The organism is Providencia sp. UF-224 (assembly GCF_058245955.1).
The window spans coordinates 37,698-57,829 of sequence record NZ_JBSICC010000022.1 but is presented as its reverse complement, the minus strand read 5'-3'; the positions used below and the strand labels follow the sequence as shown (position 1 = coordinate 57,829).

Sequence of the window (20,132 nt, the reverse complement as noted above, 5' to 3'; positions counted from 1 at the left end):
AAACTATTTTGACGATTTTTTCCTAAACCTTATTCTTATAATATTGGTTCATAGAGTTATAAATAGTTTCAGCTAATTGCTCATAGCGACCACGTAAAGGTGAACCAGGACGATAAACAAGCACAATTGTTCGCTTCGGTTCAGGCTCTATACAATTTAAATAGCACACTCCATCACGGCACGCTTCATTTGGTACAGCCAAATCAGGTAACAGCGTAATTCCACTTCCTGCCGCAACCATATTTCGTAGCGTTTCTAGACTTGTCGCTCTAAAATGTGTGTCTTCTTTTGCGCCCGCTTGGAAACAGAATCCCATCGCTTGGTCACGTAAACAATGGCCATCTTCTAACATTAATAATTTTTCGCCTGATAGCTCACCCATTTCAATAGTGTCTCGGTCATGCCATGGGTGGCTTTCATAAATAGCGAGTTTCATTGGCTCTTCAAATAAAGGCACAACAATAAACGGTGCTGTTTCTTTTACATCCGCTAAAATTGCACAATCTAATTTACCGCTATCTAATTGCGCTAATAGCTGCTGAGTTTGCGCTTCATGTAAATAGATTTCTAATTTTGGATGAGCTTGGTGTAGTTGTGGAATGATGTGAGGTAATAAATAAGGGGCAACTGTTGGTATTAAACCAATATGCAATGGACCAGACATGCTTTCCCCTTGGAGAGCAGCCATTTCTTGCAGTACCTTTATTTCCCGCAAAATAGTTCGAGCCTGTTCAACAAGTAATAACCCTTGTTGGGTAAAAAGAACTTTACGACTGGTTCTTTCCAATAACATAACACCGAGTTCTTCTTCTAACTTACGAATTTGACCACTTAATGTTGGTTGGCTGACATGACAAGAATCCGCGGCGCGTCTAAAGTGTTTATGTTCGGCGAGTGCAACGAGGTACTCTAAATCTCGAATATTCATATTTCTTTTCCTTTCGTGAATTCTTTGTCAGACCAAAGATAGATAATACCAATCACTATATCGATATTAGTTTGTTTTATCTATTGATATATTACAAAATGGGGTCTTTCATCCCATTTTTGCATAAACACCCCCTCGTAATGAAACAAATTGTAATATTTAGAAACAAAATGCATCATTAATTCCCTCTGATTTTATTCACGAAAAGCGAACCAAAAATAAACAATATTAAATTTTATTTATCATATTTAACCCGATATGAAATCCCCATAACAAGTCAATTTAAGACTAAAACAGGCAGATAGATTTAATTATTTAATTTTTAGTGAACTACAAACTAGTACATAGATATGACAGTGAAATTCTAAAAGAAAAAATACCACAAAGACGTTTAGATACATTATATAGTTTTTATATTTTCGTATAGTAAACATAACGTTATGTATAAAAATCTTTAAAATTTCATACATAATTACACACACTTTTACTGTGGATAATTTTAAAATAGCACCCTATATTAATAATACCAAAGCAACAAATACTGAAAAAACCAATTCAAATTAATAGTTTTATATAGTCACCTGGCTTCTGGACAGTTTTCATCAGTGATGATGATACGGAGGGCTAAATACTATGGATTCTATTACTACACTTTGCCCTTCCTAAGTTAAAAGTATCCCATTATGTGATTAAAGAATGCCGCCATACTGTCGATACCTTATACAACATGCTAGTGATGACAGAATAGAGTATTGAAGAGCACTAAATTAGCAAAGCATGCAAATCGTATTGCTAAAAACCAATAACGACAAAAAAGTGTAATAGACATCGGCAATCTAGCGTAGTTAAAGAAACGATCCACTTAGCTTTCTTCTATATAAGAAGAAAACAATAGGAACGCTTCCTAAGATGAACAACAATTCATCGGGGTTGCAAGAAAAAAGAAAGGTGTCAAACAGCTATTTGGGTAACTTCAATATAATTAGGCACCATACTGAAACATTTATATTACTCATAATATGATTTTTTGCGGATTAACTCGAAAAATAAGGCAACTTTACTCTCTAAAAGTTTAAAAATGAGATTGTTCAGCCCTTTTTCTGAAACATTTTGTTATATTTATTTTCATTTATTATTAAACTTTGTAAGTTTCTGTTTGAAAGTTAATTAAAAATCTCAATATTACCTTGCTGATTTATATATAAGTATGGGCTCAATAACTGTAACTATCGAAAATCAAACAGCAGATTAAACCATCGAAAAGCAACTTAAAATATCACCAATAGAACATTTAACACCGAAAAACACAAATTAACAGAATATAGTAAACAAAACGGCAATTTATCAGTAAGTCACAGAGATTCAATATAACCTATATTTTCATTATATTTTCACACATTTGAGTTTTTAGATTTACACCTTTTGAGAGTTTTTTGTTTTATAATTCTTCCCATAGCAAGACATGAACAAATTGAAATCAACCAAATTATATAAACTTTAAATTAGGAATAAATATCATGACTATTAAAAATATCACATCAGTATTAGCGTTAACTTTAGTTGCTACTTCATTATTCACTGCAAATGTTCAAGCTAAAGAAAACCAAACAACCATTAACTTTAAAGCTGCTATTGTTGCTTCACCATGTACTTATGATATTAATGACAACAAAACCAACTTAAATTGCTTTAATAAAGAAACGAATAAAATGGAAACAAGTAAAATTGATTTTTCTAAAGAAAAAAAATCAACTGAATGGAAAAAATTAGATGAGAACCGTAGCATCTACCAATTTAAATGGACCAATGAAGAAAAAGGCCACGCATTATTATCTGTACAACATGCGTAATAATTAAATAACCAATTCATTTAAATAAAACTTAATATAACTAACTGATTTTTATCAAATTCAGTTCTGGAATTCCATTATGCAAAAATCAATAACTGAAAAAGTATTTAATCGTTCAATCATGGCTTTATTATTAATTTCAGCTGCCAGTGTATTCAGTGCTAATGCAGTTCAGAATCAAGAAGCTGGCACGATTAATTTCTCTGGCGCAGTGGTTCATCCAACCTGCACCAATGATATTACTGACACGCAAATTAAATTGCACTGTTTGAATGATAATACAGGATCGTCCACCACAAAGATTGAGTTAAATAATATGACTCAAAAAAATGGTTGGAACGTTATTAATGAAGGCAGACATGAATATTCATACAACTGGGTTAATGAGGAGAAACAATTAGGAATGTTAACCGTTAAATATATTTAATAAGAACAGCGTTATGGGAATTGGGGTAGTCATGCTACCCCCCATTTTTCGTCCACAAATTACCGCTTAGAAACCTAACCGTATTTTTGCTTCCTCAATGGCACTCGCCACCTGCTTCTGAGACACTCCACCTTTTGCTAATCGCTTATCTAAACATGATTGCAACGAGAGAATTTCATACACATCCAACTGAATAGTATCACTGAATTTTTGCAGATCGCTTAATGCCATTTCCTCTAAAGCCTTACCTTGCGCTATTGCCGCGACAACCGCTTCACCCACAATATGATGCGCTTCGCGGAATGGAACGCCTTTGGCCACTAAATAATCCGCCAGCTCGGTTGCATTTGCATAGCCTTGTTTTGCGGCTTCTTCGCAACGTGGTCGACGAATTTGAATACCATCAAGAACTAACACGGCCATATGCATGCAATCTAACCATGTATCCATCGCATCAAATAGGCCTTCTTTGTCTTCTTGCATATCTTTGTTGTAAGCAAGCGGTAACCCTTTTAAGGTCATCATCATACCTGTTAATGCACCTTGAACTCGCCCACATTTGCCGCGGATCAGTTCTAATGCATCGGGGTTTTTCTTTTGTGGCATTAAGGAAGAACCTGACGTAACTTTGTCAGATAACTCAACGAAACCAGCTTCACCGCTATTGAAGAAAATTAAATCTTCCGCAAAGCGCGATAAATGTACCATGCCAATGCTGGCGTCAGATAATAATTCAAGTACGTGGTCTCTATCGGAAACTGTATCTAGACTGTTGCGAGTGGCAGAGGCAAAGCCAAGCCAAGAGGCGAGTTGTTCACGGTCGATATCATACGCGGTTCCCGCCAATGCCCCACAACCTAACGGGCTAACATCCAAACGTTTTAGCGTATCTTTTAAACGACTTTCATCACGCGCTAGCATTTCACTGTATGCCAAACACCAATGAGCAAACGTTACTGGCTGAGCACGTTGTAAATGGGTATAACCTGGCATGACAGCATCTTGATTATTTTCAGCGGTAACCACTAACGCTTTTTGTAGCTCAGTGACCGCTTCAAGCAATAATGCAACTTGGTCTTTACACCACAATTTTAAGTCTGTTGCCACTTGGTCATTACGGCTACGGCCTGTGTGCAGTTTTTTGCCCAAATCACCAACTTTATCAATCAGTTTGCCTTCAACCCAACTGTGAATATCTTCCGCATCGCTTTGCAAAATAATTTCAGGGTTATCTTGCACTTCTTTTAACAGTGCATTTAGTGCCTGTTCTAAAGATTGTTGTTCGCTATCTGTCAACACACCTACCGTGACCAATGATTTTGACCATGCGACTGAACCGATAATATCTTGTTGCGCCAAGCGATAATCGAAACGCAATGAATCATTAAACTGTTTAAACCGCTGATCGGCCTGCTGACTAAAACGTCCACCCCAAAGTGCCATAACAAATCCCTACCTGATTGATAAAATAAGTGTTTAACGCCCGACAGCAATATTAGCTGCCGGGTTACTACGATTGACTTTATTTTGCTTTGTTTTGTTCTTTCAACGCACGAATACGTGAAGACAGGGAATAAAGACGGATAAAGCCACCAGCATGGCTGTGGTCGTAAACTTCATCTTCACCAAACGTTGCGAACTCTTCAGAATACAAGCTCTTATCCGCTTTTTTCTGAATCGCTGTCACTTGGCCTTTATACAGTTTCAGTACCACTTCGCCCGTCACATCTTGTGCTAAGGATTCTGCCGCAGCTTGTAATGAATGACGTAATGGAGCGAACCAACGGCCATCATAAACAACGTATGACATTTCTAAGCCTAACTGCTCACGCCATTTGTAGCTATCACGGTCTAATACTAATTGCTCAATCCCACGTAGCGCAGCCATCATGATGGTACCTCCCGGGGTTTCATAGCAACCACGAGATTTCATGCCCACTAAACGGTTTTCAACGATATCGATACGGCCGACCCCGTGTTTCGCACCTAATGTGTTCAGTGCTTCCAAACAACCTAATGGAGACAATGTGTTACCGTTAACAGAGACCACTTCGCCGTGTTTTACACCGACAGTCACTAGCTCTGCTTCATCTGGCGCATCTTGCGGATCGACAGTCCATACCCAACAATCTTGGTTGGCTGCATTCCATGTGCTTTCTAATACGCCACCTTCGGTGGAAATATGCCATGCGTTTTCATCACGGCTATAAATTTTTTCAAGGCTGGCGGTTGTCGGAATATTACGCTCTTTCAGGTAATCGAGCAGCGCTTCACGGGAACGTAAATCCCACTCACGCCATGGTGCAACCACTTGCAGTTGTGGTGCTAACGCCGTATAGGTGCTTTCGAAGCGTACTTGGTCATTTCCTTTACCTGTTGCGCCATGAGCAACTGCGTCAGCACCGACTTTTAATGCGATTTCAACTTGTGCTTTCGCAATAATTGGGCGAGCCATTGATGTACCTAATAAATAGCTACCTTCATATAATGCGCCCGTTTTTAATACTGGATAGATGTATTCCTTGATGAACTCTTCACGTAAATCAACGACGTAGCATTCTGATGCGCCAGATTGCAGTGCTTTTTTCTCAACACCGACTAAATCTTCTCTGTCTTGTCCCACATCGGCAACGAATGCAACCACTTCACAACCGTCATAGTTTTCTTTCAACCATGGAATAATTGCCGATGTATCCAGACCACCTGAGTATGCTAATACAATCTTTTTAATGCCCTTTTTCATAACGTACCTATCCGCTCAATTAATTTATTATGTGTATGGCTCAATTACGATGCCAAGATCCGAGTTCCGATTGCTGTTCCATTAAACAGCTCAGGAAGTTGTTCAGCGTGACGCCAACTTGCAATATCGACGGAGCGTTGCAGTGCGTTAGCAGCGTCTAACGCAGCATTCACCTTCACAATCATTCCATCTGTAATAATTCCTTGGTCGATGAGTTTTTGCGCTTTTTGCGTCGTCATCTCATCAATTTTTTGGCCTTTGCCATCTAAGATGCCACTCACATCCGACAATAAAACCAGATCGGCATTGAGTGCTTGGGCTACAGCGGTTGCGGCTTGGTCTGCGTTCACATTCATTAGCTCACCTTGTGCGGTGACACCAATAGAACTGATGATGGGCAAATATCCCGCGCCGAGAAGCAATTTCAATAGCTTGGCATCACCCGGTTTTGCATTCCCAACATGACCGAGCTCGTCATTCAACTGTGTAACAACCGCACTTTGCCCATCACCAAGTGATAACCCCACTGCGGGTAATTGGTGTTTGATGCTCCATGCCAGTAAGGTTTTATTTGCCGTCCCAGCTAAAGCCCCCGTAATAATGTCGATTTGATCCGCCGGTGTAACCCGCAGCCCCTGCTTCTTCACAACGGGAAGTTGCAACTTCTGCATTAATTCATCCACTAAACAACCACCACCATGGACAATCACCAGCTCGCGTTGATGTGCTTGGCGATAAGTTTGAATAGCGGTAAACAGTTTTTCTAACGCTTCAGTACTATCCAGTAACACACCGCCCAATTTAATCACTAAGGGTTGCATGGCTTGTCCTTATTAAAGTAATGACTGGGTTTCATTGAAACCAAAACGAATATTCATGCACTGTACAGCTTGTGCCGCGGCACCTTTTAGTAGGTTATCTTCTGTACCGACTAAAATCAGGTGTTCCCCTTTCAATACATAACCGATATCACAAAATGGCGTGCCGACGACAGATTTCAATGCAGGAACACCTTTATCATATAAACGCACCAAGGGTTTGTTTTGATAGGCTTCTTTAAACGTTTCGCCAATTTTCTCTGCTGTGACGCCCGCTTTTACCTTACAGGTGATAGTGGCGAGGATCCCTCTTGAGAAGTTGCCCAGATGCGGCGTAAAAATCACCTCTTGCCCCAAATGCGTTGAGATTTCAGGCTGATGGCGGTGAGTGAAAATACCATACGGCTGTAAGCTCACTTCACAGAAACTGTTTGTCATTGAAGCCTTGCGCCCTGCCCCTGACACACCACTGGTTGCATTGATAACAGGCCACATGCTGTTATCCAGTAACTTAGCTTCAATTAACGGTTTTAACGCAAGTTGCGAAACGGTTGGATAACAGCCCGGTACCGCGATTAACTGGGCTTGGCGAATTTTATCCGCTTGCCATTCCGCTAAACCGTAAACTGCTTGCATTAACCATTCGGTATTTGTATGTTCAAAGCCATAGTATTGGGTGTAGAACGCAGGATCTTGAACGCGGTAAGCACCCGATAAATCGAACACCACACAACCCGCTTCAAGGAATTGTGGGGCGATGTCGTGGCTCACTTCATGTGCCGTGGCGAGGAAAACAACATCAATGCCTTTTGCTGCCTCTGCCACGTCAGTGAGTGGCAGGACAGGAAGGTCAATGATGCCTTTATACTGGGGATATAAATCAGAAAAACGTTTATTTGCATCGGCACTTTGCTTCGATACCATCAACCCTTGAAGGTTAATTTCAGGGTGACGTTGCAAATAAGCGGCTAATTCTGCTCCAGTATAGCCACTGGCCCCGATAATGAGTGTGTTCAACATATGCTTTCTACCTTGTACTCGTGACCCAAACAGTTTAATGTGTATTTTTATTCAAATAAAGTGCATGAATATTGATACTATTATGGATTAAGGCTGTCAACAGTGAATATTAAATTACCTGCATTTATTGAGATTTATCGTCAATTAATTGCCACTCCATCGATTAGTGCGACTGATTCTCATTTGGATCAGAGCAATAAAGCCCTTGTGGAACTCCTTGGTGGGTGGTTAGAGACGCTGGGGTTTTCGGTCAATATTCAACCCGTACCGGAAACACGTGATAAATATAATCTGCTAGCTTCCATTGGCGAGGGTAATGGTGGCCTGATGTTATGTGGCCATACCGACACTGTGCCTTTTGATGATGGCCGCTGGAGCAAAAACCCTTTCGAGCTGACAGAACACGATGGCAAGCTTTATGGCCTCGGTACCGCAGACATGAAAGGCTTCTTTGCTTTTATTGTCGATGCGCTGCGTGATATGGATCTTGCGAAGCTCAAGCGCCCACTGCATATCCTTGCGACTGCAGATGAAGAAACTTCGATGGCGGGAGCCCGTTATTTTGCGGCGAACACTGCATTGCGCCCTGACTTTGCCATTATCGGTGAGCCGACCTCATTACAACCAATACGCGCACATAAAGGCCATTTATCTAACGCTATCCGCATTACGGGGCAATCGGGGCATTCAAGTGACCCGGAGCGTGGTGTCAATGCCATTGAGCTGATGCATGAGTCGATTTCTCATTTAATGACGCTGCGTAACACATTGAAAGAGCGTTTTAATAACCCGGCTTTCGTGATCCCTTATCCCACCATGAACTTCGGTCATATTCATGGCGGTGATGCGGCAAACCGTATTTGTGGTTGCTGTGAATTACATATGGATATTCGCCCATTACCAGGGCTGACATTGCAAGATTTGGATGAGCTACTGAATGATGCCCTGGAACCTGTTCGGGCAAAATGGCCGGGTCGCTTAGCCATTGAGTCAATGCATCCACCGATACCAGGTTATGAATGCCCGACAGATCACAAAATGGTGGCGGTGATAGAACAGTTGCTGGGTCAAAAAGCCGATACGGTGAATTACTGCACCGAAGCGCCGTTTATTCAAGAACTTTGCCCAACTTTAGTTCTGGGCCCCGGCTCTATTGAACAAGCCCATCAACCCGATGAGTTTATCGATATGCGCTTTATTGAGCCTACCCGCCAGTTAATTAGCCAAATGATTGAGCATTTCTGCTTCACGGAATAAATCAAACTAGCTACTCACATCAACGCGACGCTGAAAAGGGTCGCGTTTTTTTATCATGAATTTTTTTCCTGTTCTGACTGAAAAAACATCAGCCTCATAATTTAATTTAAGTATTGACTATTGATACCGATCTGGTAATTTCTATTTAGACGTCTAAACGTATAGATGCATACATGGATATAATAATTAACAAAGATAATAGTTAGTCTGCAAAATTGCGAGGTTACAGGGTATGAGTTTTTTTCACGCAAATCAGCGCGAAGCGCTAAATCAAAATTTAGCTGAATTAGATGGCCAAATTAATGTTTCGTTTGAATTTTTCCCACCTCGCAGTGAAGAGATGGAGCAGACACTTTGGAAATCCATCGATCGGCTCAAAAACCTGAAACCGAAATTTGTCTCTGTCACCTATGGTGCTAACTCAGGCGAACGGGACAGAACCCATAGCATCATTAAAGATATCAAAGACAAAACGGGATTAGTGGCTGCGCCACACTTAACCTGCATTGATGCCAGCAAAGATGAATTAAAATCTATCGCTCGTGATTATTGGAATAATGGTATTCGCCATATTGTTGCCTTACGGGGTGATTTCCCTGATAGCAGCCATAAGCCCGATATGTATGCGACAGATTTGGTTGAATTATTAAAAAGTGAAGCCGATTTTGATATTTCTGTGGCGGCTTACCCTGAGGTTCACCCTGAAGCCAAAAGCGCGCAAGCTGACTTAATCAACCTGAGAAAGAAAATTGAAGCAGGCGCTAACCGTGCGATTACCCAATTTTTCTTTGATGTCGAAAGCTATTTGCGCTTTCGTGACCGCTGTGTGGCCACAGGTATCGATGTGGAAATTGTGCCGGGTATTTTACCCGTTTCCAACTTCCGTCAACTAGAGCGTTTTGCCAAACTGACTAATGTACGCATTCCAGCTTGGATGAGTAAAATGTATGAAGGGTTAGATGATGACCCAGAAAGCCGTAACCTTGTTGGGGCATCCATCGCCATGGACATGGTGAAGATCCTCAGCCGCGAAGGTGTGAAAGATTTTCATTTTTACACACTGAACCGTTCTGAGCTCACCTATGCCATCTGCCATACTTTAGGGGTTAGGCCTTAATCAATTCACGGTGATAAAACATATAACTGCTGTTTTATCACCGAATTACCTTTAAATAATGAAAGCGTTAAACCAGAACTGAGTCTGGGATATTTACCTGAATGAATACAGGCTCTTTTTCATTGACAAACTGCTCTAACGTGAACTTTTGATAGTTAAGGTTGTTATAACCCCGAAATAACAATATTCCCCTTTGAAGATCGGTCAGTACCGTCCAGACAGAGAGCTCCGTTAAATACAGTTTGAAGATGTCATCCTCTCCCAATAACGGATCCACTGATACATTTTTAGGGATTGTTTTTTTAACTCTGCCATTGCATATTGTGACAAAGCCCACACCCCATCCGGTGCTTTTCTCTGAAAGACATGTGATTTGGGGTAACAAGCCAAAATTGATTCAGGCTCATCTGATGAAAACTCTAATGTCCTTCCATGATAAACATGTTTGTGTTGATCAGTGATTGCCAATGAAGTACAAGCAAAAGCATGATAGTGGGCATCACTTGTTAACATCCCCCCCTTAATAAACAATCTATTTTTGATAGTTATAAGAACATTGTGTTATAAACAATCATTATCAGATTATACACAGCCTACATTTTTCAAAATAGAGAATAAACCATACAACGATAAGCGTTAAATCCCATCACATTGAATAAAAATAATAATAATGAAACATTCCAATAATAATCAAAAAATGACATTTCATTTAGATACCTCATATTTGATAGTTATCATTTTAAATAAATTTAAATAACTTTTAATATCATGAAAACCATCATTTAAATATCATTACAACATTTAACATGAATGAAATTTTATATATACATAAACTATAGCGGATAATCTCTCAGAGCCACAGCACCAACACAAATAAAACAAAAATCACAAAATAGGTAAAAAAATGGATAACAAAGCTTAATTCATTAAACATGACAGCATTAAATTTCACAAAGTGCCTATTAACGAAGTAAAGAAAATGATATTTAATAATTTTCACATTAGTTAAAAACTTATATTAAACATATCGATACCTAATTACCCCTCAAGTGAGAATTCAAATTTATTTTATTTTTTAAATTTATATCTTTGGGTATAACCGAAAATTGGCGTATATTTAATATTGAGCTCAAAAACCAACATGAAATAATCACCACATAGTTATTGAGGGGTTTTAGATATGAGTAATAACGTTTCAAATTCAAAACATAGTGGGATAGATGATATTTATGCATCACTCGAATTATCCAAATCTTTACCGAAGAATAAATTCCCATTAAAAGAACAAGACCCGCGTAATGTATTTAACGCAGTGCGTGATGAATTAATGTTAGACGGTAATTCGCGTCAAAACCTCGCCACGTTTTGTCAAACATGGGTGGATGATGAGATTCGAGATCTCATGGACTTATCTATTGATAAAAACATGATAGATAAAGACGAATACCCTCAAACAGCCGAAATAGAAAACCGTTGTGTACGCATGTTGGCCGACCTTTGGCATTCACCTGATGTAGAAAATACCCTTGGGTGCTCAACGATTGGCTCTTCAGAGGCCGCAATGTTGGGTGGCTTGGCACTAAAATGGCAATGGCGTAAGAAGCGTGCTGCGCAAGGTAAACCAACCGATAAACCAAATATGATTTGCGGACCCGTTCAAGTATGTTGGCATAAATTTGCTCGCTACTTCGATGTGGAGCTCCGAGAGATACCATTGGAAGGCGAGCGTCTCATTATGAGCCCTGAAGAGGTCTTAAAACGGGTTGATGAAAATACCATTGGGGTTGTGCCAACTTTAGGAGTCACATTTACCTGCCAATATGAGCCAGTAAAAGCCGTTCATGATGCACTCGATAAACTGCAAAAAGAAACGGGGCTTGATATTCCTATTCACGTTGACGGTGCAAGTGGTGGTTTCTTAGCGCCATTTTGTGCGCCAGATTTAGAATGGGATTTTCGTTTACCTCGCGTAAAATCCATTAACTCTTCAGGCCATAAATTTGGCTTAGCACCACTTGGTGCTGGCTGGGTAATCTGGCGTGAAGCAAAAGACTTACCTGAAGAATTGATTTTTAACGTGAACTACTTAGGTGGCAACATGCCAACCTTCGCACTTAACTTCTCTCGCCCTGGCGGGCAAATTATTGCGCAATACTATAATTTCCTCAGGCTGGGTCGCGAAGGTTACGCAAAAATTCATAATGCCTGTTATGCAACCGCACAATTCCTCGCACGTGAAATAGAGAAATTAGGGCCATTTGAAATGATTTTTGATGGTGACAGCCAACAAGGGATCCCTGCACTTGCTTGGAAGCTCAAAAAAGGTGCAGCCACCAGCAACTATTCCTTATACGACATTGCCGATAAACTACGTAGCCGTGGTTGGCAAGTTCCCGCCTATTCAATGCCTGCAAATCGTGAAGACTTAGTCGTTCAACGTATTTTAGTACGTCATGGTGTGAGCCTAGACTTAGCCGCACTGCTTATCGATGACTTTAAACGAACCCTCGGTTATTTTGATAAACACCCTGTCAATAAACCACTCACTGAAGAAGAAGGCGGCGGCTTCAACCACAGTTAATGTATTTTTTGTCTATTAAGCCAAAGAACTTCAGGTTCTTTGGCTTCTATTCGGATCTGCGCTAAACAGGCAGATTATATCTGGATTTAAGGAGAACTCGTATGGCAACAACAACGACAGCTCCAGCCGCAAAACAGCTGACATTGTTAGGCTTCTTTGCAATTACTGCTTCTATGGTAATGGCAGTCTACGAATACCCGACATTCGCAACCTCAGGTTTTAGTTTGGTATTTTTCTTATTATTGGGTGGATTGCTGTGGTTTATTCCTGTCGCACTTTGTGCGGCTGAGATGGCGACAGTTGAAGGTTGGGAGGAAGGTGGTGTTTTTGCTTGGGTTTCAAACACCCTCGGGGAACGCTGGGGATTTGCGGCTATTTCCTTTGGCTACCTGCAAATTGCAATCGGCTTTATTCCCATGCTGTATTTTGTGTTAGGGGCACTGTCATACATTCTTAATTGGCCTGAACTCAACACCGATCCTGTGACTAAAACAATAGGTGCACTGGTTATTCTATGGGTTTTGGCCTTCACACAATTCGGTGGGACAAAATATACTGCCACGATTGCAAAAGTCGGTTTTTTCGCCGGTATTTTACTCCCTGCACTCATTTTAGTGTTTTTAGCTGTTAGCTATTTAGCCAGTGGAGCACCGCTTGCGATTGAAATCAGTACCTCCACTTTTTTCCCTGATTTTACTAAAATAGGGACATTGGTTGTTTTTGTCGCCTTTATCTTAAGTTATATGGGTGTAGAGGCGTCAGCAACCCACGTTAATGAAATGAAAAACCCGGGTAGAGACTATCCCGCAGCGATGTTTCTACTGATGATTGCCGCCATTTGTTTAAGTTCGATAGGGGGCTTATCTGTCGCAGCGGTGATCCCAAATAGTGAGATCAACCTCTCCGCAGGCGTTGTACAAACCTTTAACGTTCTGGTGACTCACTTTAACTCAACACTTGAGTGGGCAGTACGGATCATCGCAGCATTGCTGTTGCTTGGAGTATTAGCTGAAATCGCGTCATGGATTGTTGGACCTTCAAGAGGGATGTATGTGGCTGCTCAAAAAGGCATCCTGCCGCAAAGTTTTGCAAAAGTGAATAAAAATGGGGTACCTGTCACCTTAGTGATTTCTCAATTACTTATTACCACGATTGCCATCGTTGTACTCACTAACACAGGTGGCGGCGGTAATATGTCCTTCTTAATTGCCTTGGCCTTGACCGTTGTTATCTACTTATGTAGCTATTTTATGCTGTTCTTAGGTTATATCCATTTAGTGTGTAAACAACCTGAGAAAAAACGTGCATTCAATATTCCGGGTGGGAAAAGCTTTAAAGTCCTAGTGGCTGTCGTTGGCTTAATTATTTCCATCTTGGCATTCGTCGTTTCATTCTTCCCGCCAAGTTCGCTACCGAGTGGAACAAGTGATAATACGTATGTCACGCTACTTGCAGTGAGCTTTGTGATTATTTTCTTGTTGCCATTTGTTATTTACGCATTCCACAGTAAACAAGGTAAAACCATCCCTGTCTCACTGGTGCATATTAAGGCGCATAACGCCCCAAAAAATCACTTTTTTATCCACCCTAGAGCTCGTTCTACCTATCATTTAATTCATCATGATAGCCAAAAGAACAATCCGAAATAATAGGCTGATATAAAAAACCACCCGCTTGCGGGTGGTGAGGTTGTTGACAAAGCAGGATAAAAGCGTGGTTTTTCCTGCTTTGTGTTATCAGCTGAAAATCAAAGAATTGATTTTCCTCGTCTATTTTCAAAACCTATCCAACCTGCAGCCAAACCTAATCGGTTTGTCAGCAGTCTGACCCACCCGCTTGCGGGTGGTTTACTTAGGCCTGATAAAACCATGTTACTGCTTATAATTCAATAAGAAACTAACCCGTATTACGCATCCCTGCCGCCACACCCGCAATGGTCACCATCAGGGCTTGTTCAACACGCGGATCTGGGTGCTCCTGTTGGCGAGAACGGTGCAATAATTCTGCCTGCAACACGTTAAGTGGGTCGGTATATACGTTACGCAGAGCGATAGATTCTGCAATCCATGGCAAATCTGCCATTAACGCTTCATCTTTCGACACCGCCAGCACGCTTTTAATATCATCCGATAACTGGTCACGCAGTTTTTGACCCAATGGCCATAAACGCTCTTCTACTAAACGGTGATCATAATATTCCGCCAGCCACAGGTCAGCCTTGGCATACACCATCTCTAACATCGCAATGCGCGTATTAAAGAACGGCCACTGCTGCCACATTTCATCAAGCACCGATTGTTTGCCTTCTTGCTCAATAACATGTTTCAGTGCAGCTCCAGCACCTAACCATGCTGGCAGCATTAAGCGGTTTTGTGTCCATGCAAAAATCCATGGAATGGCACGCAAGGTTTCCACACCACCCGTTGGGCGACGTTTAGCAGGGCGTGAACCTAATGGTAATTTAGCAAGCTCTTGCTCTGGTGTTGCCGCACGGAAATACGGGACAAAGTCCGGTTGCTCACGCACATAATCACGGTACATCGCGCAAGACACATCAGACAGCGAATCCATAACAGATTTCCACTCATTTTTTGGCTCTGGTGGTGGTAATAAATTCGCTTCTAAAATCGCACTTGCATACAGCGCAAGGCTGCTAATAGTGACTTGTGGTAGACCGAACTTAAAGCGGATCATTTCCCCTTGCTCAGTCACACGTAAACCACCTTTTAAGCTTCCCGGTGGTTGGGACAGTAACGCAGAATGTGCTGGCGCACCGCCACGACCGATTGTACCGCCACGGCCGTGGAATAATGTCAGCGTCACGCCCTCTTTTTCACACAGTTTGATTAACGCATCTTGCGCACGGTATTGTGCCCATGATGCTGCCATCACACCCGCATCTTTCGCGGAGTCTGAGTAGCCAATCATTACCATTTGGCGGTCGTCGATAAGCTCACGATACCATTCAATGCTTAACAGTTTTGTCATGACGCTTTCGGCGTTATTTAAGTCCTCAAGGGTTTCAAATAACGGTGCAACAGGCAGGCGAATGGAGGCGCCTGCTTCTTTGAGCAATAATTTTACCGCTAAAACATCTGAAGGCACTTTTGCCATTGAAATGACGTACGCTGCGATAGAGTCATTTTTCGCTTTCGCGATCACACGGCAGGTTTCAAACACTTCTTGAGTTTCTGCGCTTGGCTGCCAATCTTGTGGGATCAATGGGCGACGGGACTGCAATTCCGTTAACAGGAATTGTTGTTTTTCCTCTTCAGACCACTGTGCATAGTCACCCAACCCTAAATATTGAGTGAGTTCTGCAATTGCATCCGTATGACGCGTACTCTCTTGGCGCACATCAATGCGTACCAGTTGTAAACCAAAGCTGCGAATGCGGCGTAAGGTATCCAGCAACTGGCCATTGGCAATAATTTTCATATTGCAGGCAATTAATGATTGATAACAAGCGTATAGTGGGTCCCATAACTGGGCGTTATCCGTTAACAGGTCTGCGGGTGGCAGAACTTGTTCGCCTTTCACGCGGCGCTCTAAATATTCTAAAGTAGAGAATAATTGGCTACGCAGGTTTTTCGCTATTTGGCGATATGGCTCGTCGACATCATCCCCACCTGCTAAAGCACGCAGTTCAGGTGTAGCCTCTGTCATGGACAGCTCAGACACCAGCACCTGAATATCTTTCAGGAATAAATCGGCAGCTTTCCAACGGCTTAATAGCAACACGTGACGAGTGACATCAGCTGTCACATTTGGGTTACCGTCGCGGTCGCCGCCCATCCATGATGTAAAGCGGATTGGGTTGGCTTCGACAGGGAGAACAGCCCCGATAGACTCTTCCAGTTGCTCATTAAACTCACGTAAAAATGCAGGGACACCTTCCCACAACGAGTTTTCAACAACCGCAAAGCCCCATTTTGCTTCATCAATTGGCGTTGGGCGAATTTTACGGATTTCATCCGTATGCCATGATTGAGCCACTAATTGGCGCAGACGACGCATAATATTATTGCGTTCGTAATCAGCAATATCGTCGTGGTCGAGTTGCGATAAACAATTATTTACCTCAACCAGTTTGTGGATCAGTGTACGGCGCGCAATTTCAGTGGGGTGCGCGGTTAACACTAGCTCAATGGATAGCTGCTCCACCGCTTTTTGAATATCGTTATCGGTAAAGCTTTTGTCTTTTAAGCGGCTGAATAATTTTTTCAATGCCACTGGGTTGCTTGCAGCTTCACCGTGTGGAGAAATACTGTGGTATTGCTCAGCCACGTTAGTCAGGTTTAAAAATTGGTTAAATGCCCTTGCAACGGGAAGCAATTCATCATTCGAGAGGTTTTGCAATGTCATCAGCAACTTTTGGCGCTGAACTTCATTACCTGCACGGGAGGATTTGGAAAGCTTACGAATGGATTCAACTTTATCAAGTATGTCCTCGCCTAGTGCTTCCTTGATGGTATCGCCGAGTAGCTTACCCAGCATACTGACATTACTGCGCATTGCGGAATATTGCTGATTCATGAGACTCCTGACCTTGTGCTTCTGGCAGAATGCATCCCCGCACTAAGCACGGTTAACAGACTGCGACCTGTTTCCTGTAACAAAATTTCAGTCGGCTGCGTTAGAGTTGTCGTTTTGTGATGCAGCCCGCTAAATTTACCCTTGAGTGTATATTCATATCAGAAAAAAATGGCTTTGGGGGATTTTTCTGAAATTTAATTACAGCCTTATTTTTATTAATTTTTCTTATTTAAGTATTGTTTCAGCGCAATATATCGTCGATTCAGCACTTTTAAGACATGAATAATGTTGAAGAATTAAATCATCAGAATAAAAAGAGGGAAAAAAGGGCGAGAATTAAAAAATTTCATGATGTATTGGCGCTCTGTATAAAAATAAGAGCACCAATACACGCAAAAAATCACTACAACAATTGGGAAAGTCGGTTTAAATCTGACTGAATTGCCCCAGCGGTGACATCGCGCCCCGCTCCTGGGCCACGGATCACTAATGGGTTATCACGGTACCAGCGACTTTCGATAGCAAAAACGTTATCCCCCGGTAATAATGAGGCCAGTGGGTGGTCGGGTTTTACCGCTTCCACGCCCACTTTCGCTTTCCCTTTCACCGCATCAAACCGCGCAACATAACGCAGCACTAACCCGAGCTCTTGCGCCGCTTCTAAGCGTTGCTGCATTTGCTCATTGATGATTGCACTATTTTCGAAAAACTCATCTAAAGAGCCTGTCTGTGCTTGTTTCGGCACAAGTGATTCAACACGCACTTCATCGGGTTCGATATCATAACCGGCCTCACGCGCTAGAATAATCAGCTTGCGCATCACGTCTTGCCCTGAAAGGTCAATGCGTGGGTCAGGCTCCGTTAAGCCCTGTTGCCATGCCTGCTCGACAAGTTCGCTAAAGGGTACTGAGCCATCAAATTGCAAAAATAGCCAAGACAATGTGCCCGAGAAAATACCGCTAATGGCTAAGATCCCATCACCACTTTCTTTTAAATCGCGCACAGTATAGTTGATGGGTAACCCTGCCCCCACCGTTGCGTTATACAACCAGTGACGGCCTGTTTTTGAGAAGGCATCACGAATTTGGCGATATTGCTCTGTTTGTGCCGCCCCAGCGATTTTATTGGCGCTGATCACATGGAAACCGTAACTTGCAAAATCCACATAGCTCTCCGCCAATGCTTCACTAGCAGTGACATCGAGAACCACTAAGTCATCATAAGGGTGTGAACGCATCCACAGGAACAAGTTATCATCTTCATGTTCGACGGCTTCATCATCAAAAAACGCTAATGCACGACTTGGGTCGATACCTTGATAATTCAATAAACTACGGCGACTATCCACCACGCCTGCCAACACAAAATCAAAGTCACTGCGAGCAGAGATATTGTGTTGTTCTGCGGCAAAAAGCTCTAACCAGCGCGCCCCAATATTCCCTTTACCAAACAACACTAAGCCAATGCGCTTTTCGGCGCGGAATAAGCTTTGGTGCATGCCTTGGATCAGGTGCTCAGTTTGGTTAGTGCGCAGCACGGCAACTAGGCTAATGGCATCTTCAGAGTGCCAAATAAATTCGACCGGTTGGCCTTTAAGCTCTTCATAGAAACGGTGGCTATGTAGCGGCTTTTTACACACACCCGCACCAACTAAAGCGACTAAAGAAAAGCCTTCCCGTAAGGATAACGACCCCGGTAAAGCCGCTTCTTCAAGCACATTTAGCGCACTTTCAACAATTTCAGAGGTATAACAAAGCTGAATTAGCGCACGGTCATCATGAATTCCCCGCGCAAGTGGGCGTAACTGAACACGTTTGAGCAATAAATCCACATCTTTGCAGATTTGTTTGAAATCACGACTGGCCGCAATACGTAACTCAATTAAGCACACATCATCATGACTGGTGACAATTTTTGCCCCTGCACCAGACGCCAAAACACGCTCAATTTTTGTGGAACCTTGTTCTGGCTGGTAACTGCATCTGAGTTGCAAATCGATATTACTCACCGATACAGGCTGTAACGTGCGCGTATGCAGAACAGGGGCTGCAAGTCGCGCTAATTCACTTGCTTCATCAAGACGTAATAAAGGCAGCAAACACGCATCTTTCACTTTACGGGGATCCGCACTGTACACCCCAGCAACGTCACTCCAAATGGTTACTTTCGCCACATCAGCCAGTGCACCCACTTGAGTCGCGGAATAGTCACTCCCATTACGCCCCAAAAGAACAGTTTCACCCTGTTGATTACGTGAAATAAACCCAGTCACAACAATACGGCGATTAGGCAATTGCGTTAACTGTTGCTGTAGCAAATAACGAGACTGTATTTCATCAACTTGTGGCTGCGCGGCACGCTCTGCACGTAGAAATAAACGTGCATCCAACCATGCACTTGGCATCGCTGTTTGTGCTAACACTTCTGACATCAAACGCGCTGACCAAATTTCACCATGCCCAACAACTTCGGCATACGTTGCATCGTTAATCGGTTGGTCAAGCAATGCGCTTAAACGTTCTAAATCTTCAATAAATAGCTGGCTCAATACTGCTGCTTGTTTTTCAGGAAGAAGGCTTTCGATTAAATCCAGTTGGTAACGACGTAAAGACTGCTGTGCCTGATGGGCTGATATGCGATCACTTTGGCTCAGCTTTAGCCAATTAATCAATTGATTAGTTGTACTGCCAGCTGCGGAAACCACCATTAAATCACCGGGTTGGCTATAATTTGCCATAATAGTCGCAACTCGCTGGTAACACTTTGCATCCGCGAGACTACTTCCCCCAAACTTATGTAACTGACGGTGACAAGGTGCCACCTCAACCGCTGTTAGTACACTCATCAAAAACTCC

14 protein-coding genes are annotated in these 20,132 nt (G+C 42.2%); 6 read left to right on the top strand and 8 right to left on the bottom strand.

Translation table 11 applies throughout. From position 1 onward, the window contains the following. Positions 1-22: 22 nt before the first annotated feature. Positions 23-928 carry a DNA-binding transcriptional regulator OxyR gene (gene oxyR / locus AC4IFO_RS17425; protein ID WP_219245017.1) on the bottom strand — a complete coding sequence of 302 codons (906 nt, stop codon included), beginning with the start codon at positions 926-928 and terminating at the stop codon, positions 23-25. A 1,517-nt stretch (positions 929-2,445) separates the two neighbouring features. On the opposite strand from oxyR, the gene AC4IFO_RS17420 reads away from it, so the two are divergent. Continuing rightward, complete coding sequence (locus AC4IFO_RS17420; protein ID WP_490736287.1) at positions 2,446-2,778, top strand: YmdA family protein; 333 nt, start codon at positions 2,446-2,448, stop codon at positions 2,776-2,778. Between the two features lie 79 nt (positions 2,779-2,857). Then, on the top strand, positions 2,858-3,205 hold the full coding sequence (locus tag AC4IFO_RS17415; RefSeq protein ID WP_490736285.1) for a YmdA family protein: 348 nt from the start codon (positions 2,858-2,860) through the stop codon (positions 3,203-3,205). A gap of 66 nt (positions 3,206-3,271) precedes the next feature. Here the strand turns inward: AC4IFO_RS17415 and argH are convergent, their stop codons facing one another. The 4 genes from argH to argC all read right to left on the bottom strand — a co-directional run bounded on the left by argH (position 3,272) and on the right by argC (position 7,786). Continuing rightward, entirely contained in the window at positions 3,272-4,648 is a 1,377-nt protein-coding gene (gene argH / locus AC4IFO_RS17410; protein ID WP_490736283.1) for an argininosuccinate lyase, read from the bottom strand. 79 nt (positions 4,649-4,727) lie between these two features. Continuing rightward, positions 4,728-5,948, bottom strand: a complete 1,221-nt coding sequence (locus AC4IFO_RS17405) for an argininosuccinate synthase (RefSeq protein WP_490736281.1) — start codon at positions 5,946-5,948, stop codon at positions 4,728-4,730. 44 nt (positions 5,949-5,992) lie between these two features. After that, a complete protein-coding gene (gene argB, locus AC4IFO_RS17400) occupies positions 5,993-6,769 on the bottom strand; it encodes an acetylglutamate kinase (protein WP_490736279.1) in 777 nt (258 codons plus the stop codon). Between the two features lie 12 nt (positions 6,770-6,781). Further along, positions 6,782-7,786 (bottom strand): N-acetyl-gamma-glutamyl-phosphate reductase, encoded by a 1,005-nt coding sequence (gene argC / locus AC4IFO_RS17395; RefSeq protein ID WP_490736277.1) that lies wholly within the window; start codon positions 7,784-7,786, stop codon positions 6,782-6,784. Positions 7,787-7,888: 102 nt separating this feature from the next. On the opposite strand from argC, the gene argE reads away from it, so the two are divergent. After that, the gene (gene argE / locus AC4IFO_RS17390; protein ID WP_490726793.1) at positions 7,889-9,043 is read left to right on the top strand and encodes an acetylornithine deacetylase; all 1,155 of its coding nucleotides are present in this window, start codon (positions 7,889-7,891) and stop codon (positions 9,041-9,043) included. Between the two features lie 232 nt (positions 9,044-9,275). Beyond that, positions 9,276-10,160, top strand: coding sequence for a methylenetetrahydrofolate reductase (gene metF, locus AC4IFO_RS17385; protein ID WP_490736275.1), 885 nt, complete (start codon positions 9,276-9,278; stop codon positions 10,158-10,160). Positions 10,161-10,391: 231 nt separating this feature from the next. On the opposite strand, the gene AC4IFO_RS17380 is transcribed toward metF, so the two are convergent. Further along, positions 10,392-10,673, bottom strand: a complete 282-nt coding sequence (locus AC4IFO_RS17380) for a hypothetical protein (RefSeq protein WP_490736273.1) — start codon at positions 10,671-10,673, stop codon at positions 10,392-10,394. A 667-nt stretch (positions 10,674-11,340) separates the two neighbouring features. Between AC4IFO_RS17380 and gad the strand changes: the two genes are divergently transcribed. Both gad and gadC read left to right on the top strand, forming a co-directional pair. Beyond that, entirely contained in the window at positions 11,341-12,741 is a 1,401-nt protein-coding gene (gene gad / locus AC4IFO_RS17375; RefSeq protein WP_490736271.1) for a glutamate decarboxylase, read from the top strand. Between the two features lie 101 nt (positions 12,742-12,842). After that, positions 12,843-14,390 carry a glutamate/gamma-aminobutyrate antiporter gene (gene gadC / locus AC4IFO_RS17370; protein ID WP_490736269.1) on the top strand — a complete coding sequence of 516 codons (1,548 nt, stop codon included), beginning with the start codon at positions 12,843-12,845 and terminating at the stop codon, positions 14,388-14,390. A 247-nt stretch (positions 14,391-14,637) separates the two neighbouring features. Here gadC and ppc read toward each other — a convergent pair whose 3' ends face one another. Both ppc and AC4IFO_RS17360 read right to left on the bottom strand, forming a co-directional pair. Continuing rightward, a complete protein-coding gene (gene ppc / locus AC4IFO_RS17365) occupies positions 14,638-17,277 on the bottom strand; it encodes a phosphoenolpyruvate carboxylase (protein WP_490736267.1) in 2,640 nt (879 codons plus the stop codon). Between the two features lie 403 nt (positions 17,278-17,680). Beyond that, a complete protein-coding gene (locus AC4IFO_RS17360) occupies positions 17,681-20,122 on the bottom strand; it encodes a bifunctional aspartate kinase/homoserine dehydrogenase II (protein ID WP_490736265.1) in 2,442 nt (813 codons plus the stop codon). Positions 20,123-20,132: the final 10 nt, after the last annotated feature.

What these genes read in the sequence shown, in the direction of transcription:
- oxyR (WP_219245017.1), bottom strand. Translation starts at nt 928, where the DNA reads ATGAATATTCGAGATTTAGAGTACCTCGTTGCACTCGCCGAACATAAA.
- AC4IFO_RS17420 (WP_490736287.1), top strand. Translation starts at nt 2,446, where the DNA reads ATGACTATTAAAAATATCACATCAGTATTAGCGTTAACTTTAGTTGCT.
- AC4IFO_RS17415 (WP_490736285.1), top strand. Translation starts at nt 2,858, where the DNA reads ATGCAAAAATCAATAACTGAAAAAGTATTTAATCGTTCAATCATGGCT.
- argH (WP_490736283.1), bottom strand. Translation starts at nt 4,648, where the DNA reads ATGGCACTTTGGGGTGGACGTTTTAGTCAGCAGGCCGATCAGCGGTTT.
- AC4IFO_RS17405 (WP_490736281.1), bottom strand. Translation starts at nt 5,948, where the DNA reads ATGAAAAAGGGCATTAAAAAGATTGTATTAGCATACTCAGGTGGTCTG.
- argB (WP_490736279.1), bottom strand. Translation starts at nt 6,769, where the DNA reads ATGCAACCCTTAGTGATTAAATTGGGCGGTGTGTTACTGGATAGTACT.
- argC (WP_490736277.1), bottom strand. Translation starts at nt 7,786, where the DNA reads ATGTTGAACACACTCATTATCGGGGCCAGTGGCTATACTGGAGCAGAA.
- metF (WP_490736275.1), top strand. Translation starts at nt 9,276, where the DNA reads ATGAGTTTTTTTCACGCAAATCAGCGCGAAGCGCTAAATCAAAATTTA.
- AC4IFO_RS17380 (WP_490736273.1), bottom strand. Translation starts at nt 10,673, where the DNA reads ATGTTAACAAGTGATGCCCACTATCATGCTTTTGCTTGTACTTCATTG.
- gad (WP_490736271.1), top strand. Translation starts at nt 11,341, where the DNA reads ATGAGTAATAACGTTTCAAATTCAAAACATAGTGGGATAGATGATATT.
- gadC (WP_490736269.1), top strand. Translation starts at nt 12,843, where the DNA reads ATGGCAACAACAACGACAGCTCCAGCCGCAAAACAGCTGACATTGTTA.
- ppc (WP_490736267.1), bottom strand. Translation starts at nt 17,277, where the DNA reads ATGAATCAGCAATATTCCGCAATGCGCAGTAATGTCAGTATGCTGGGT.
- AC4IFO_RS17360 (WP_490736265.1), bottom strand. Translation starts at nt 20,122, where the DNA reads ATGAGTGTACTAACAGCGGTTGAGGTGGCACCTTGTCACCGTCAGTTA.